The organism is Pseudoalteromonas nanhaiensis, from assembly GCF_051235485.1.
In the GTDB taxonomy this organism is placed as follows: Bacteria; Pseudomonadota; Gammaproteobacteria; order Enterobacterales; family Alteromonadaceae; genus Pseudoalteromonas; species Pseudoalteromonas lipolytica_C.
Genome location: NZ_JBPNYQ010000010.1, coordinates 1 through 14,403 on the forward strand (window position 1 = coordinate 1; position 14,403 = coordinate 14,403).

The 14,403-nt window shown below is 39.0% G+C and carries 13 protein-coding genes and 1 pseudogene; 9 read left to right on the top strand and 5 right to left on the bottom strand.

All coding sequences use genetic code 11. The features are described 5' to 3' along the window. Positions 1–72: 72 nt before the first annotated feature. Positions 73–1,782: a hypothetical protein gene (locus ACSFVZ_RS10400; RefSeq protein WP_435558801.1), complete on the bottom strand. Its 1,710-nt coding sequence runs from the start codon at positions 1,780–1,782 to the stop codon at positions 73–75. Beyond that, positions 1,766–3,256 (bottom strand): tyrosine-type recombinase/integrase, encoded by a 1,491-nt coding sequence (locus ACSFVZ_RS10405; RefSeq protein ID WP_016708217.1) that lies wholly within the window; start codon positions 3,254–3,256, stop codon positions 1,766–1,768. Before ACSFVZ_RS10405 ends, ACSFVZ_RS10400 begins: the two co-directional genes overlap by 17 nt. 85 nt (positions 3,257–3,341) lie before the next feature. Between ACSFVZ_RS10405 and ACSFVZ_RS10410 the strand changes: the two are divergent. The 3 genes and pseudogenes from ACSFVZ_RS10410 to ACSFVZ_RS10420 form a co-directional block, all read left to right on the top strand. Then, positions 3,342–3,599, top strand: a pseudogene (locus ACSFVZ_RS10410) (PhoH family protein); the annotation flags it as partial. Positions 3,600–3,660: 61 nt separating this feature from the next. Then, positions 3,661–7,101, top strand: coding sequence for a response regulator (locus ACSFVZ_RS10415; RefSeq protein WP_435558802.1), 3,441 nt, complete (start codon positions 3,661–3,663; stop codon positions 7,099–7,101). Continuing rightward, positions 7,070–7,993, top strand: coding sequence for a GGDEF domain-containing response regulator (locus tag ACSFVZ_RS10420; protein ID WP_135923590.1), 924 nt, complete (start codon positions 7,070–7,072; stop codon positions 7,991–7,993). The genes ACSFVZ_RS10415 and ACSFVZ_RS10420 overlap by 32 nt, the downstream gene beginning before the upstream one ends. 31 nt (positions 7,994–8,024) lie before the next feature. On the opposite strand, the gene ACSFVZ_RS10425 is transcribed toward ACSFVZ_RS10420, so the two are convergent. Then, a complete protein-coding gene (locus ACSFVZ_RS10425) occupies positions 8,025–8,408 on the bottom strand; it encodes a DUF3192 domain-containing protein (protein WP_435558804.1) in 384 nt (127 codons plus the stop codon). 159 nt (positions 8,409–8,567) lie between these two features. Beyond that, positions 8,568–9,512: a D-2-hydroxyacid dehydrogenase gene (locus ACSFVZ_RS10430; RefSeq protein ID WP_435558805.1), complete on the bottom strand. Its 945-nt coding sequence runs from the start codon at positions 9,510–9,512 to the stop codon at positions 8,568–8,570. 94 nt (positions 9,513–9,606) lie between these two features. On the opposite strand from ACSFVZ_RS10430, the gene zntR reads away from it, so the two are divergent. The 4 genes from zntR to ACSFVZ_RS10450 all read left to right on the top strand — a co-directional run bounded on the left by zntR (position 9,607) and on the right by ACSFVZ_RS10450 (position 12,923). Further along, on the top strand, positions 9,607–10,020 hold the full coding sequence (gene zntR, locus ACSFVZ_RS10435) for a Zn(2+)-responsive transcriptional regulator (RefSeq protein ID WP_135926239.1): 414 nt from the start codon (positions 9,607–9,609) through the stop codon (positions 10,018–10,020). Continuing rightward, the gene (locus ACSFVZ_RS10440) at positions 10,004–11,284 is read left to right on the top strand and encodes an SO_0444 family Cu/Zn efflux transporter (RefSeq protein WP_435558806.1); all 1,281 of its coding nucleotides are present in this window, start codon (positions 10,004–10,006) and stop codon (positions 11,282–11,284) included. Before zntR ends, ACSFVZ_RS10440 begins: the two co-directional genes overlap by 17 nt. Before the next feature lie 153 nt (positions 11,285–11,437). Further along, positions 11,438–12,568, top strand: a complete 1,131-nt coding sequence (locus tag ACSFVZ_RS10445) for a 1-acyl-sn-glycerol-3-phosphate acyltransferase (RefSeq protein ID WP_295508134.1) — start codon at positions 11,438–11,440, stop codon at positions 12,566–12,568. A gap of 109 nt (positions 12,569–12,677) precedes the next feature. Continuing rightward, positions 12,678–12,923 carry a DUF1289 domain-containing protein gene (locus ACSFVZ_RS10450; protein WP_135926240.1) on the top strand — a complete coding sequence of 82 codons (246 nt, stop codon included), beginning with the start codon at positions 12,678–12,680 and terminating at the stop codon, positions 12,921–12,923. Here ACSFVZ_RS10450 and ACSFVZ_RS10455 read toward each other — a convergent pair. Then, positions 12,920–13,621: a transporter substrate-binding domain-containing protein gene (locus tag ACSFVZ_RS10455; protein ID WP_249930195.1), complete on the bottom strand. Its 702-nt coding sequence runs from the start codon at positions 13,619–13,621 to the stop codon at positions 12,920–12,922. The two genes, ACSFVZ_RS10450 and ACSFVZ_RS10455, sit on opposite strands and share 4 nt — an antisense overlap. Before the next feature lie 145 nt (positions 13,622–13,766). Here ACSFVZ_RS10455 and ACSFVZ_RS10460 point away from each other — a divergent pair, with 145 nt between their 5' ends. Continuing rightward, positions 13,767–13,967, top strand: a complete 201-nt coding sequence (locus ACSFVZ_RS10460; protein WP_135923595.1) for a DUF3283 family protein — start codon at positions 13,767–13,769, stop codon at positions 13,965–13,967. Position 13,968: 1 nt separating this feature from the next. Continuing rightward, on the top strand, positions 13,969–14,394 hold the full coding sequence (locus ACSFVZ_RS10465; protein ID WP_135923596.1) for a GNAT family N-acetyltransferase: 426 nt from the start codon (positions 13,969–13,971) through the stop codon (positions 14,392–14,394). Positions 14,395–14,403: the final 9 nt, after the last annotated feature.

The window sequence follows — 14,403 nt, forward strand, 5'->3', positions numbered from 1 at the left end:
TTTTACACCCAAATTTGTATGCTTATTAGCATAACATTTCTTTCTTAATGGGTGGCCAAATTAACTATGCCACTACAGTGTAACTTTGTCTTTAATTGTGAGTAAGGTCTCAGAAAGCCCTTTTTCTATGTAATATGCTAATTCTACTACTTCTCTATATGAGTAGAGTTTATCTTGATTCTGAGATAGTTGCTCTTGATGTTGTGCAGTTAATTCGGTGTTGACCGGAAAGCTTTTAATAGTATCTAGACCATAAAACGATAGTAATTTGTCGATAGCGCTCTGATATTGATTACCAACAAAAACCGACAAATCGCCTTGTTTTGATTTTAGTTGAATTGCCTCTCTTATAGCCTTTAGTATCTCACAGTTATTTTCAACAAAAGCATGAACCCCATGACTGGCAATAAGCTTCATTTGTTCATCTGTTAATGATGATGCATTTTCTTTCAATGCTCTAGCCATACTACCTATGTAACCTTTGAGAGTGACGATACCTATGCTCTCGCCATCAATTCGCTTTGTAAAAACTTTATGGTATTCGACTAGGTTTTGATAAAATTTATAGGCATTGTCATATACCCACTCATGCTTCTGCCATTCGGTAGTGTCACTTTCTTTAAGGTAATAGCCCAATGAGTAGGGTAATAAACTTTCCTTTGCGATTTTTTCACCCGTAACAAAGTGGTAAAGGTCCAATGCAGCGTTTAGTAGCAGTAAAAACTGCTGGTTATTTTGAGTTTCTTCTTGGTAATGCTTATAAAGGTATTTAAATCCCTGAAGGCCATTTTCTGCAAACCCTTGAATTCCACGCTCACTAAGCAGCTTAATTATTGGTGATGCTACGCTACCAGCACTATTCAACCACCTTGGAAATGATAAAGTTGAGGATCTAACTCTTGTTGTATTAGCTTCCGAAGCGCTTGCTATCTGATTTTTCAAAAAAGCATCAACTTCATTGCCAAATTTGGATGATATGCTTTGTGCATACCCTATTACTTCGGCTTCAGTTTTAAATTGATTGACTCTAGCTTTACCCCACACATCGGGTAGTATAAATTTTAAAAAAGTACGGAAGTTGTGATTGCATATAAATGATGAAACGAATTCCCTATCCTGTAATGTTGCCAATAATGGCAGTTTGACGCGTTCAGTATTCTTAAAAGTATCATGTAGACAAAGATTTATAATAGCTGTCGCAGTTTTGAGGATATTGTCCCTAATAGAAGAATCTTTGAGGCTTAATTCTGGAAGGACGAGATAGTCCAGATATTTATTTAGTAATTTACGAATCTCTTTTACTTGATGGAATTCAAGTTCGAATAATTTAGTTATGTCGATTGAAGTAGCCCCATTTACTAGCCTAAAAGGAGCGTTGATAGCGTTATCATAAAAATGAAACTTAGCTAAGTTTTCTAAGGCTTCTTCTATACGAGTAGCATAACTAGGTAGCTTGACATCATTTATTTCATTAATGCAAAAGTATTCCAGTTCTTGCCAAATTTCAAAGTCTGATAGAGCATTTAATCCCGAAGTTTGAATTGATGTCGCAGTATCTGTACTAACCTTATTAAGGGCTAGAGGAAGAGTATGTTGTAAACTGACACAAGCATTCCGCAAGCGACTCATTGAAATAGCAGTGTCGTCATCTGCGCTAATATTGTTTTCTTTGTCATATGCCCTGTTAAATAAAACGTCTAACTGTTTGGCTAGAACAATTGAATGAGGTTTAAATCTAGCAGGAATACGATTGGACTTCCGCGTTTTAACTTGCTGCTGCATCTTCAGCCTCACGCATCAGTAATTCGTCAACATCACCGTAGATATCTTTCACCCACTCTGACATTGCTCCGTATGCATCCACTGCTACACTTTTGGCAAAGTCGATGTAACGTTTGGTTGTTTTAAAACTTTCGTGACTCATCAAGGTCATTAGTGTCTGTCTGATGGAACTCTCCGATTCACCTTTGTCAATTAGGTATTTAGCGACATAAGTAGCAAAGGTAGCGCGTAAGTCATGGAATGTGCGTAATAGTATTTCTAATCCCTGCTTCCTTTGTTCTTTTCTAACTATGGAAATAGTATTCCCCGGTGTATCTTCGCTTATCCGCGATCCTGAACTATTCATAAACAAAGGAAGCGGATGTTCACTATTGTCCATACCATGATTAGTCTCATGTTTGGTACGTCGCTTCATATTTTGAATTGTCAAAGTGTGATTGTACAAAAGCTTCATTAGAACTCGCGCTATTGTTAATCTCACTGGCTTATGTCCTTTTCGTACAATGTTCAATTTTGGAATACGTTTCTCGTTTTCTTTTTCATCAGGATCAAAAAGGTCTTTCTGGTCGATGGCTGAAATCTCAAAAGAACGAAGTCCACCTAGCAAAGCACATTGCAAATAAAGCTTATAAGTCTCTTTTTGAGCCGTATCCGTCTCCAGCAACTGTTTAAGTTCTTTTGGAGAATATGGTTGTAGATCTTTTTCGGGTGAGTCTTCCTTTTGTTTCAATGTATTTGGAATGCTCAAATTACTAACCCACTTCCATAAGCCTCCAGAACGTGTGTTGCTAGTAGGTAATTGAAACAATGAACTTACACTTGATTTAGCTTTCGATTTAATACGTACCTGTTTGTATTCAAGTGAGAAGGGGAGGCTATCTATAGCCCCGCGCTTATGGCTCCATATATAGAATGCTTTAACAGCTCTAATTCGTTCTTGAGCGCTGTTAAAGCTTATGCGTTTAGACTTATCTTTGGTTTCGACTCTTTCACATAAATGTTTGTGATATCTCCACACAGGTAACCTAGAAATATCATCATCTACAGATTGTTTTGAAAGTGGTGCAGCTATTACTTCAAAATAGGATGCATCATCTTTATCCAACCAATCTAAGAAAGCTTTTAAGTGCTTAGCTATACTGCAAACAGACTTAACATCTAATGGCTTTCCCGGTTGGCTGGCATGATAAGCGTCACTAAAAGCCTCATTGTCTATTTGATTCTTTTTGAGACTGAAATGACCTTCAAAGCGGTGCATTAAAAATAAGTTCATTTCTTGGCATTCGGTGAAGCGAGTCGGGTGATATAGCACTGGAAAATTAGGTTCTATTTTATCGTGCCTATATGAGTGAGTTCTGATGCCTTTTTCAGTCTTAATAGGTTGCCCTGATTTATCGAGATGAAAAGACATTCCTTTTCCAAAGTTGACTGATGTTTTAATTATTTTAGTTTTTGTTGTATTTCGAAGTATCATTTTCGTTCACCTTTGATTCTTAGCTAGAGTATGTGTGTAAAAGCTTTTTTGTTCAAGTTTATTAAGGGTATGATAGTATTATATCAATTCGGGGGTGATTTTGGATGAGAGTCAAAACTTAACGGCATCACAGCTTAAAACCATTATTACCCGCTGCGGTGAAGGCACGAAACTAATTTGCTCAGGTAACTTGGCGCAAATAGATAGCAACTACTTAACCCCCGTAACTTCAGGGCTTACCTATATTGTTGAACGCTTTAAAGATTTTGAATGCAGCGCCACTGTTAACTTAAATGGCGTCGTACGCAGCCGTTTAGCCAGCTTCGCTGAAGAAAATTTATAACTTGCTAGTACTTCTATGCCTCGTTAACCTAACCGTTAACGAGGTAAGGTACTTATAACCAGTGAATTTTTTACCATTAAAGCATTATTATCGCTCTTTATCAGTGGCACTTATTGTGCCACTGCTGGTGGCGTTTTTTTTGTGTTTGCATCTTTATAATTTAAAGCTCGAACGTGCTATTGAAAGCAGGCAAAACGGTTTTAATAATATCTCTGCACAGCTTAGCCATGCAATGAATGCTGCCAATGGCTTAATAGATACTATGTTCAAGCTCTACGAGCAGCCACTTTCTTATGATTATGCGCCTAGCTTGGCGCGCAATGTTAATCAGTTTGACCATTATTATTACCAATTGGTAGGTGAGGGGATCGGAGAAGTTGTGGGGCAAGGTCGATTTGCTTCAACGCAATTTGCAGTTAATCAATGGCGACAAGTTATAGCCTTAGGTCCATCGTTCAATACCGCACTTTCTTTAATTCAATCACTTGAAGCAGTTGCCTATGTAAACCAGCAGGGTTTTGTTTTTATTAAACGACGTAATACAACGAAAAGTGAGTTGCTTACGAGTGTTTTAGATAACAAGTTTCGTCCATTGCAACTGAATGAAGAGCGGCTTGCTTCAAGCTCTGTTTTGACCATAAACGGTCATGCCTATTTTGCGATTGGTAAACAAAGAGCTGCTGATAGTCAAGATTATATCGTTTTGATCTATGACCTAGAGGCTATTTCATTGTGGCTTAAGAAGATAGCACCTAGTGATGGTGAGTTTATCTTTATTAATCAAGACAACCAAGTGATTGCTAGCTCTAAAGAGATATTAAAGAGCGCCATTAATGCGACAGGATATTGGCCAGATATCGTTGAAAGTTCAGGCTCGCGCTATCAAAGTCATTTTGTACAAGATACTACCAACTTACCTATTCATACGCGTTTTCACGAATCGCTTAGGGCATTGAGTAAGCCTATTGGCTATGACATTTTTTTAGAGTTTATGTTTTTAAGCGTCTTTTTAGTAATGATGTTTAGTGCCGTGTTTTGGTTAAGCCAACGTATTTTCGTAAAACCCATGACGCATTTGATGAATTATTTAGAGCAGCATGATGAGGGCAAGCAAGCGCTTGTAAGTTACAAAATTCCTGCTAACTGGCAGCCTTGGTTTAGTCGTGTTAAGCAGATCTTTCGACGCAATGAAGAGTTAGTACAGTCCTTACAGGAAGCCAATAAAACTTTAGATTCTCAAGTACAAGTAAAGTCGCAACAGCTTAGAAGAAGTATTGATGCTAAAGAGCGTCAATTAGCGTTATTAAACACCATGCTCAACAATGTTCCGGATATTATTTATTTTAAGAACATTGATGGCTCATTTTTGGGGTGTAATAAAGCATATGAACGCTACATAGGCTTGCCACAAGAAAAGTTAGTGGGTCAGCAATTATGTGATATCAGTGATGATAATGGCGAAATCAACGAGCTTGAAAAGAAAGTGCTCAAAGACAGACAGGTTTATCAAAAACGTTTATCAACACAAGATAAAATCTATGATTTGAGTATAGTGCCTTTTTATAACGAGCATCAGCAGTTTTTGGGGACTATGGCGATTGGTCGTGATATTACCAAACAGTATGAAGCGCTCAATGCGTTGCAAAGTTCAGAAGCTAAATTACGAAGTGCAATGGAGTATGCTGCCAATGGCGTGCTGTTAGTGTCACTTGATTATCAGGTTTTACAAGTAAATAAAGCGGCAAGGAAGATTTTTTCAATTGATTTAGGTAATAAGTCACCCAGTCACTATACATTGGAAGACCTATTTGCTGAGCAATCATTTAATACATTAAAAGAGACGTTACTAGATTTACTCAACGAGAAAAAGAATGTCTATCACTTTAGCCTGCCACAACAAGAGCAAAAGCGGTGGCTACAAATTAGTGTTTCATTAGTGTTTAATGGCGAGCAAACACCCGACTACTATGTTGTGCATGTGCAAGATGTTACAGCGCTTGTGCAAGCAAAAGACGATGCCGAGCGAGCAACACTGGCAAAAAGCCGATTTATTGCAAACTTAAGTCATGAAATTCGTACACCGTTGAATGCAGTGTTAGGCCTGATTGATGTAATTGCTTTACAAGGCTTATCAGCTGAGCAGCGTACTCATGCAGAACAAGCTAAATCTGCGGCAAATAGTTTACTTACTTTACTTAATCGCATGCTTGACTTTGCTCGAGCAGAAAACTCGCAAATGCAATTAAGTAATGCGCCATTTAGTGTCTCTAATTTAATTGAGTATTGCCAAGGCTTGATCGCACCACTGTGCAGAAAAAAAGGCTTAACTTTTAATATTGAATGTGATGATGATATCAATGACAGCTTAATTGGCGACCAAATATGTTTGCAACAAGTGTTAGGAAATTTACTGACAAACGCCGCTAAGTTTACAGAGCAAGGCAGTGTCACCTTGTGTATGAAGCTCATTGAACAATCAACAGAGCAGCAACTTATTTGTTTTACCGTCAAAGATACTGGTATAGGGATAAGCCAAGAAGATCAAAGTCGTTTATTTGATGCGTTTACACAAGGCGATGAATCTCTTACTCGTTCACATCAAGGTGTAGGGCTTGGTCTTGCCATTGTGAAGTATGAGGTTGCCTTGATGGGAGGGGAAATCAAGCTTGAGAGTGAAAAAGGCAAAGGCAGTGAGTTTTACTTTTGCTTACAGCTTGATAAAACCACAGAGCCGGCCAAAAAGTCTGTGGTGTCGTTACCCTCTAAAATGGATTTATCAGGCTTACTCGTACTTGCTGTAGACGATAACCCACTCAATTTAAACATAATTAAAAGTATTCTAGAGCAAGCAGATGTTAATGTTGTTTGTGCAGACAGTGGTGAAAGAGCGATAAAGCTTGCAAAGTCATTGCAACCTGATCTGATTTTTATGGATATTCAAATGCCAGAAATGGATGGTTGCCAAGCAACGCGCATTATTCGTCAGACATTTAGTAAACAACAAATACCAATCTATGCATTAACGGCACACAGTGAACCTGCTGACATAGAGCAATCAGTTGCAGCTGGTATGAATAAGCACCTAACCAAGCCAATTGTTGCGAGTAAATTATTTTTAGCCATGAATGAATTGGAACATAAAAAAGAATCCTTTTTCGATCAAGACTTTATTCTATCCCAATTTGGAAACAGCACTAAGTTAGTATTAACTATGTTGTCAAAGTTTGCGATTATGGCACAAGAGCAGTTATTACTAATATCTAAAGTAAACACTGCGCAAGAGCTGATACGTGTGGTGCATAATCTTAAAGGGTCAGCTGGAAACCTCGGTTTTAAACGTTTGTCAGCGTGCGCTCAGGAATGTGAAGTTAAGCTGAAGAAAACTGGTGAACTGCCCGAACAATTAAATGATGAATTGCAATGCCAATTACAGCAAGTGATTGCATTTATCATCGAACAAGGATCTACACATGTTGAAAAGAGCCAAGGTACTGATTGTTGATGATGATCCGTTAAATCGCTTGGTATTAGAGAAAACGTTGCAGCAAGACTACGATGTTTTTTGTGTTGAAAGTGGTGAAAAAGCACTGACGTTTTTGAAAACTCAAGCTGTCGACTTGTTGATTTTAGATATAGTGATGCCCGGCATTGATGGTTACGAGGTACTTGGCAAGTTAAAAGAAAATGCCACAACCAGCATGTTACCCGTTATCTTTATTTCCGCGAATAACAGCCATGATGATGAAGCAAAGGGCCTTGAATTAGGTGCAATGGACTACATCACTAAACCTTTTAGTGCTGCGATAGTTCGGGCAAGGGTACGCAATCAGTTATTAATTAAGCAAAAAAATGACCTTCTTGAAATGCTTGCTTCGATTGATGGGCTGACGGAAATACCTAACAGGCGTTATTTAGATGAGAATTTAGCTCGTGAATGGCGTCGAAGTCGTCGAGACTGTACACCGTTATCTGTGCTGTTAATGGACGTTGATCACTTTAAACGCTACAACGATTGTTATGGACATAGAGCCGGGGATGATTGTTTGAAAAAAATTGCTCACGCGCTTGTGGGTGCATGTGAGCGCGGCAGTGACTTTGTAGCACGTTATGGTGGTGAAGAGTTTGCTGCGGTACTGCCAAACACTTCTGCAAAAGAAGCTATTGCATTTGCTAACAAACTACGCGATGCAGTGAATAAACTAAATATCCCTCATAAAGCGTCTTTAAATGCTGATCACATTACGATTAGTATTGGTATTGCCACCACTGAAACTGGGCAAGTATACGCAGAGCAAACTTTATTAGAAGAGGCTGATTTAGGTTTGTATCAAGCTAAAGATACTGGACGCGATAAAGTTGTTTCAAGGATGGTTGCGGTAAATGAGTCAGAGTAGGCAAAGCCTACTCTTAACTTTAGCTTGCTAATTAGCCTTTACTTAGCGATTGATAAATTGTATCGCCCACGCCGATTAACTTATCATTTTTAAATACTAAAGGTGTGCACTCATCTTTTGTCATCTTGCCATCTGAATGAATGCTATGCGTAACATAAAATAGCACTTGATATACATCATCACCTTGTTTTAGCAGCTCGGTAAAGTTAGGTGTATGAAGTTTGTTTAATACTGTTTGATAACTGGTATCGAGTGCAAGGTTAGAAATAATTTCACGATTATTTTTATGTTGCTTCTCCCAGCTTGATGAAGAACTACCTGCCCAATGTGTATCGGCTTCGCCATCTGAAACTGCAATAACGCAACCTGTTAAGAATGGAGCAGATAGTGCAGCGATTAGAAGAGCTTTTTTCATTTTTTTTATCCCTAGAAATTCGAGTTTAAGTGATTGTTAGGTAGCAATCAGCTTGCCAACTTTAAAAGTCTTTTTAAATCAATGTTTTGCATGTTAACTTACATGCGTGGTAGGCTAAATAAACACGTAGATTAGTCTGTTTGACTAATTTGTTGTATTTTAGACTAATCTATTCCGTGGTTCGCCTTGGTTAAATGCTTGGATATTTAAAGCTATTTCGTTAACTAGGCGAGCGATTGATTCTTGGCTTGCCCATGCGATGTGTGGTGTGAGTAATAAGTTTGCGCCTTTGTATAGTGCCAGCGGGTTTGTTTGCTCTGCGGGTTCTTTACTAAGTACATCTACACCTGCGCCAGCAATGACATTATTAGCTAAAGCGTCAGCTAAATCGGCTTCATTGATAATACCACCACGAGCGGTATTAATAATAATAGCTGACGATTTCATCATGCTTAATTCTGCCGCGGCTATTTGGTTGCGTGTTTCATCCGTTAGCGGGCAATGAACACTAATAATATCGGCTGTGCTTAGGGCATCATTAAAACTAACACGACCTTCACGAGGCGTATGACCTTTTCGCTCACTGATAATGACATTGGCACCAAAGGCACGCGCTACATCAGCCACAGCTTTACCTAATGACCCATAACCAACAATTGCCAATGTTTTGCCGGCAATTTCATTAAAGCTGTAATCTAAGCGACAAAACATTGGGCTTTGTTGCCATAAACCTTGCTGGCAATCATTAATGTATCTATGAGTATTACCCAATAAGTTAGTGATTAAGGTAAAGGTATGCTGCACCACGCTCGGTGTTGAATAGCCCGCCACATTTGTCACTGCAATGCTATGCTCTTTTGCTGCCTCTAAATCGATATTATTAGTGCCTGTTGCTGCAACGCATATTAATTTCAAATTAGTTAACTGGCTCATAGCGAGCTGATCAATCACCACTTTATTACTGATAATTACATCAGCATCTTGGCAGCACTCAACAACTTGCTCTTGGGAAGTTAGATCGTAACAAGTTAATTTACCTAGCTGTGCTAAGGCATCTAACGAAGTGTTGGCTAATGTTGCTGCATCAAGGACAGTAATATTCATGTGCTTTCCTTTTTTAATTTATTGCTTGACCTTGGGGTGTACTCCAAGGTTTATAGTGAGCATAATAAATAAACGCTTCACAATGGAGACGGTGATGAAAATAGGTGAGTTTTCCCGCCAGTTGGGTGTCTCAACAGATACTCTAAGGTACTACGAAAAGCATGGTTTGTTAACGCCAAGTTCGCGTTCAGACGTGGGATATCGTTTTTATTCTGAGGATGACTATAAGCAAATGGCGTTTATTCTCAGAGCTAAGAATGTTGGTTTTAGTTTGGCTGAGATCAAAGAGTTGCTGCAAATTAAGTTTCATAAAGATCAGCACTCTTGCCATGAAGTTAAAGAGATGACGTTACAAAAACGCGATCTCGTTGCACAAAGAATTGCGGAGCTTACCCGCTTTTATGACTCACTTTCATTATTGGCTGATAAGTGTTGTGGTGGTGAAGAACCCGCTGAAAACTGTTCAATACTAACGACGCTGGAGGATATCGATGGACTTACTCAGTAATTTTTGGCATCTGTTTTTACTCTCGGCGCCTTGGTTAATGCTGGGTTTATTCATAGCTGGTCTGTTAAATGTGTATTTGCCTGCCAACTTTCTTAACCGTCATTTAGGAAAAGAAGGGCTATGGACCACAGTTAAAGCGGCTTTAATTGGTGCTCCTATGCCATTGTGCTCATGTGGTGTGATCCCTGCGGCCATTGGTTTAAGAAGGGCGGGGGCGTCAAAAAGTGCCACCACCGCATTTTTAGTTTCAACCCCAGAAACGGGAGTCGATTCGGTCTCGGTATCTTATGTGTTACTAGGCCCATTTATGGCGGTGATACGTCCTATTGCGGCCGTGTGTAGTGCCATTGTGGCGGGTGTATTAGTGGGCAAAGACAGTGAGCTTCATCAACAGCAAAGCACAACAGCAAATAAAGAGAACACTAAAACAACATCTTGTTGCAGCAGTAAACAGCCTGAGCCTATGACCACAGCGAGCTGTTGCAGTAAAGAGGCGTCTGCTAAGCCCGCACAAAGTTGTTGCAGCAAGCAAACAACCAAAGAACTTGAGGCTGTTAAAACAACAAGTTGTTGTAGTAATAAAGGTTCACAAGCTACTCCAGAGTCGCAACAAAGTTGCGCAAGTGAACAAGCAGTACCTTCGCAGAAAAGCTGTTGTAGCAGTGAGCAGCCAACTAAAACCGTTGAAAGTCGTTTTAGTAAACTGAAACGTGCGGTGAGTTTTAGTTGTAACAAGTTACTTGAAGACACCATGATTTGGTTAATGATTGGTTTATTCTTTGCCGCTTTAGTACAAACCTATGTGCCAGAATCTTATTTAAGCCAATGGGGCAGTGGCATACTTGCGATGCTTGTGGTTATTTTAATTAGTATTCCTATGTATATTTGCGCAACAGCCTCAACACCGATAGCTGCTGGACTATTACTCAGTGGTGTATCGCCTGGTGCAGTCTTAGTTTTTATGTTGGCAGGCCCTGCTACAAATATTGCAACCTTAGGTGTTGTGGGTAAAGAACTAGGTAAGCGTGCTGTGGTTGCTTACTTAATAGGTGTGATTGCTACAGCGTTGGCATTTGGCTTTTTAACTGATTATTTAGTGACGCAATATGGTTTTGTGGTGGCACCGATGATAGGCGAAGAGCATGAAGTTTTACCGCATTGGTTAAGCTTTATATCGGGCATTGTATTGGCTACTTTAATGCTTAGATTAGTGTTAAAAATGGTTCTGAAAAAGTCCTCGCAAACTGGTAAGAGCATTGCGTAATTACTTGTTATAAAAATATATTTTACTAACATTTGGCAAATAACTTGGTTAACTATCGCGTCTCGGTTCGCATTTAAAATTGCCTGAGTTATAATCCGCCAAATATTTAAACGGTGCGCTGTGCGTGCCGTTTTTTAACTTAAGTAGTTTTTAATGAGTGAAAGTGTGGATAAATACGCCGACATAAGACCTTACAATGATGATGAAGTCGCTGATTCAGTAGCACGTTTAATTGCTGATAATGCTTTTGTGGATGTAATTGCCAAATATAATCTACCGCGCTTTTTATCCTATTTTCCATTTATTACTCGCCCATTAGTGCGCAGCCAGCTGCGTAAAAAGTGGGGTAATACCTCATCGGTTGAGCAAGTACAGCATGAAGTGGCAGATTATTTAAATAAGTTAATCACCCGTACTACTTCTGAAGTGACATTTTCTGGCATAGATAAGCTAGATCCTAAACAAGCCTATTTATTTATCTCGAATCACCGAGATATCGTGCTTGACCCTGCATTGGTGAATTGGGGGTTGTTTAAACACAATATGCCGACTGTTCGCATCGCAATTGGTGATAACTTACTGCAAATTCCTTATATCACTGAGTTAATGCGCTTAAACAAAAGCTTTATTGTGAAGCGCTCAGCGAAAGCACCTAAAGAGATGCTAAAAGCTTTGTCGCAGCTGTCTGCTTATATTTATGACTCCCTAGCTGAAGGTCACTCAATTTGGATAGCCCAAAAAGAAGGCCGAGCAAAAGATGGTTTTGACCAAACAGATCCAGCTCTACTTAAGATGTTGCAGTTACAAGGTCGTAAGCAGAAGAAAGAGTTTGCTGAATACGTGCGCGAACTAAAAATTGTGCCTGTGTCTATCTCTTATCAATATGAGCCGTGTGCGATAGCTAAAGCAAAAGAGCTTTATCATAAGCAGCAACATGGTCAGTATGTTAAACAACAAGGCGAAGATATTGCCAGCATTGTTGAAGGCTTTAGTACAGCTAAAGGACATGTGCATTTAGCCTTTGGTGAGCCAATTGAGTCAGGCTGTGAGTCACCTGAAGAGCTTGCAAAAACTATTGATCAGCAAATCGTTGATTCATTCTTTCTACACCCTGGTAACTATATTGCTGGTGGCTGTAAAGAAGCCGTTGTCGATAAAAAAGATGCAGAGGCATTTTATGCTCGCTTGGCAAAAGTACCCGATGAATTAAAGCCGCTAGTTCTTGCAATGTATGCGAAGCCTTTTCATCGTAAAGCAGAACTGACAAACAGTGAATTAGCCTAAATTTTTAGCGGCTAAAAATAGCGTTAGAAAGCCACTTTTATAAAGTGGCTTTTTTTATGGTTATTTTTCAGGCTATACTTTAGTTATGAACTCGTCACTGGCAAATATGATGCAACAAATTGAAATCTTTGAGATTCCAAGCCCTTGCAAAGGGATTTGTCAGGTTAACAATCGAGGGTATTGTAAAGGCTGTTATCGAAGCAGGGATGAACGCTTCTATTGGAATAAGTTTACTAATGCCGAAAAGCGTAAAGTAATTAGCTTGTGCCAACAGCGATATAAGCGTTACCTACAAAAAAAACAACAAGCAGAAAACCCACCGTCTTCTCCCTCGCAAGGTGGTTTTGATTTTTAAAATTCAGTTAAGTTGTATTTGGATTTTAGAAAATGCACTTTACCCTCTTCCTGCAATTTCTGAAGGGCGCGAGTGAGCTTAGGAATTAGTGCCTCATGGCGTTTATGAACGAAATGGAAGCTCTGCATTGGCATTAAAACTTCTTTATGAAAAGCTGCTTGATTAAAATCTGGGTGCTTTGTTTTGAGCATAAAATCTAGCAATATAATGCCTTCAACACGCTTTTGGGTTAGTAAATTTAATTGTGCGGTAATATTTCGTACTTTAATAACATCTCCGCCGAATGGGTGTTTATCGATGTAACTTTGGGCAGCAGGATAACTTGATTGAATTGCTAATGATTTTAACTCTTTATAGCGACAGTGTTGGCAATTTTTTAATAGCACAAGATTAAAATCAAAAAGCGGGAAATCAACTTTTAGTAGGTTTGGGTAGTCATCTTTTACATCTGCAATACGGCCTAGTTGACCATCTAAAATACCATTATTGGCTGCTATAAGGGCACTTTGGTGATTAAAATCAATGATATGTACTTCATAACCTATTTCTTTGTAGGCCATTTTAAGTAAATCAATAACATAACGTGCTTGTGGGGTATCCGCTGGTCGATTGAAAATTAATAGGTTCGAGCTAGCACTAGCAGGAAGGCAAAAAAGCAATAAGACTAGCGCAAATCTGAGAAGCAGATATTTTGACAATGTGCATTCCTTGCGTGTTTAAAAAACCGCCGTTAATTTACTGGTATGTGCTACCAAAATCAAGGTTAATCGTATGGCATTAGGCTAAACAGACCAATAAAAAATGCTATACTGGTCACTATTATTTTTTAGTTGTTGTGAATATATGAGTTTTAATTTATGTAAGTTGCCACGAGAGCAAAAGTATCAAATACAACTGGACTATGAAGCCTCTTTTTGGGCTTACCAAATAAAGCGAGGTAAAAATACGCGGGAGGGGGTATATACAACAATTAACAGTCGCCCAATGTCAGAACAAGCATTTTTGAAACAGCAGTTTGAGCATTATCTTGCACTTATGAGCTGATATGACTGCGCTAAAATTTTGTCTTCTTGAACCAATAAAAACACCGTTAGTTAATAAGTTTTATGATAAACATGGTGCTCGAGGGCGAGCCTGCAAAGCAGACCAAGTATGGGTTTGCTATTCTGGTCTAGAGATTATTGCAGCATGTCGAATACAAAACCAGTCGGGGTCTTTGTTTTTATCAACACTTTATGTTGATGATGCATGGCGAGGTCAAAAGATTGCTTCTCAATTACTTACGACGTTAATTACAGCACAAAACGCGCCTATATTTACTTTTGCATACCAAAATCTGATTGATTTTTATGTACAAAATGGGTTTAACTGTACGTTAACATTACCCAATTCTTTGCAATCGTTGTTTGAGTTATATGCGCATCGAAATATAGTTGCGATGCACTGTACACGACACACAGTGCCAAGTTAGCAATTTGGA

Coding starts and splice junctions, on each gene's coding strand:
- ACSFVZ_RS10400 (WP_435558801.1), bottom strand. CDS start 1,782: ATGCAGCAGCAAGTTAAAACGCGGAAGTCCAATCGTATTCCTGCTAGA.
- ACSFVZ_RS10405 (WP_016708217.1), bottom strand. CDS start 3,256: ATGATACTTCGAAATACAACAAAAACTAAAATAATTAAAACATCAGTC.
- ACSFVZ_RS10420 (WP_135923590.1), top strand. CDS start 7,070: ATGTTGAAAAGAGCCAAGGTACTGATTGTTGATGATGATCCGTTAAAT.
- ACSFVZ_RS10425 (WP_435558804.1), bottom strand. CDS start 8,408: ATGAAAAAAGCTCTTCTAATCGCTGCACTATCTGCTCCATTCTTAACA.
- ACSFVZ_RS10430 (WP_435558805.1), bottom strand. CDS start 9,512: ATGAATATTACTGTCCTTGATGCAGCAACATTAGCCAACACTTCGTTA.
- zntR (WP_135926239.1), top strand. CDS start 9,607: ATGAAAATAGGTGAGTTTTCCCGCCAGTTGGGTGTCTCAACAGATACT.
- ACSFVZ_RS10440 (WP_435558806.1), top strand. CDS start 10,004: ATGGACTTACTCAGTAATTTTTGGCATCTGTTTTTACTCTCGGCGCCT.
- ACSFVZ_RS10445 (WP_295508134.1), top strand. CDS start 11,438: ATGAGTGAAAGTGTGGATAAATACGCCGACATAAGACCTTACAATGAT.
- ACSFVZ_RS10450 (WP_135926240.1), top strand. CDS start 12,678: ATGCAACAAATTGAAATCTTTGAGATTCCAAGCCCTTGCAAAGGGATT.
- ACSFVZ_RS10460 (WP_135923595.1), top strand. CDS start 13,767: ATGAGTTTTAATTTATGTAAGTTGCCACGAGAGCAAAAGTATCAAATA.
- ACSFVZ_RS10465 (WP_135923596.1), top strand. CDS start 13,969: ATGACTGCGCTAAAATTTTGTCTTCTTGAACCAATAAAAACACCGTTA.